At 53.5% G+C, this 1,325-nt stretch carries 1 rRNA gene; it reads left to right on the forward strand.

Annotated elements, in window-relative coordinates:
* Positions 1-1,293, forward strand: a 23S ribosomal RNA gene (locus tag OGY07_RS02935); the annotation flags it as partial.
* Positions 1,294-1,325: the final 32 nt, after the last annotated feature.

Here is a 1,325-nt window from a genome sequence, read left to right on the forward strand (position 1 = left end):
ACACAGGTGGTCAGGTAGAGAATACCAAGGCGCTTGAGAGAACTCGGGTGAAGGAACTAGGCAAAATGGTGCCGTAACTTCGGGAGAAGGCACGCTGATATGTAGGTGAAGTGATTTACTCATGGAGCTGAAATCAGTCGAAGATACCAGCTGGCTGCAACTGTTTATTAAAAACACAGCACTGTGCAAACACGAAAGTGGACGTATACGGTGTGACGCCTGCCCGGTGCCGGAAGGTTAATTGATGGGGTTATCCGTAAGGAGAAGCTCTTGATCGAAGCCCCGGTAAACGGCGGCCGTAACTATAACGGTCCTAAGGTAGCGAAATTCCTTGTCGGGTAAGTTCCGACCTGCACGAATGGCGTAATGATGGCCAGGCTGTCTCCACCCGAGACTCAGTGAAATTGAACTCGCTGTGAAGATGCAGTGTACCCGCGGCAAGACGGAAAGACCCCGTGAACCTTTACTATAGCTTGACACTGAACACTGGTCCTTGATGTGTAGGATAGGTGGGAGGCTTTGAAGCGTGGACGCCAGTCTGCGTGGAGCCGCCCTTGAAATACCACCCTTTAATGGCTGGTGTTCTAACGTGGGCCCGTAATCCGGGTTGCGGACAGTGTCTGGTGGGTAGTTTGACTGGGGCGGTCTCCTCCTAAAGAGTAACGGAGGAGCACGAAGGTTGGCTAATCCTGGTCGGACATCAGGAGGTTAGTGCAATGGCATAAGCCAGCTTGACTGCGAGCGTGACGGCGCGAGCAGGTGCGAAAGCAGGTCATAGTGATCCGGTGGTTCTGAATGGAAGGGCCATCGCTCAACGGATAAAAGGTACTCCGGGGATAACAGGCTGATACCGCCCAAGAGTTCATATCGACGGCGGTGTTTGGCACCTCGATGTCGGCTCATCACATCCTGGGGCTGAAGTAGGTCCCAAGGGTATGGCTGTTCGCCATTTAAAGTGGTACGCGAGCTGGGTTTAGAACGTCGTGAGACAGTTCGGTCCCTATCTGCCGTGGGCGCTGGAGAACTGAGGGGGGCTGCTCCTAGTACGAGAGGACCGGAGTGGACGCATCACTGGTGTTCGGGTTGTCATGCCAATGGCACTGCCCGGTAGCTAAATGCGGAAGAGATAAGTGCTGAAAGCATCTAAGCACGAAACTTGCCCCGAGATGAGTTCTCCCTGACTCCTTGAGAGTCCTGAAGGAACGTTGAAGACGACGACGTTGATAGGCCGGGTGTGTAAGCGCAGCGATGCGTTGAGCTAACCGGTACTAATGAACCGTGAGGCTTAACCTTACAACGCCGAAGATGTTTTGGCGGAATTGAGA

It is taken from the genome of Citrobacter sp. Cs237, assembly GCF_030332325.1.
GTDB classification, from domain to species: Bacteria; Pseudomonadota; Gammaproteobacteria; order Enterobacterales; family Enterobacteriaceae; genus Citrobacter_A; species Citrobacter_A sedlakii.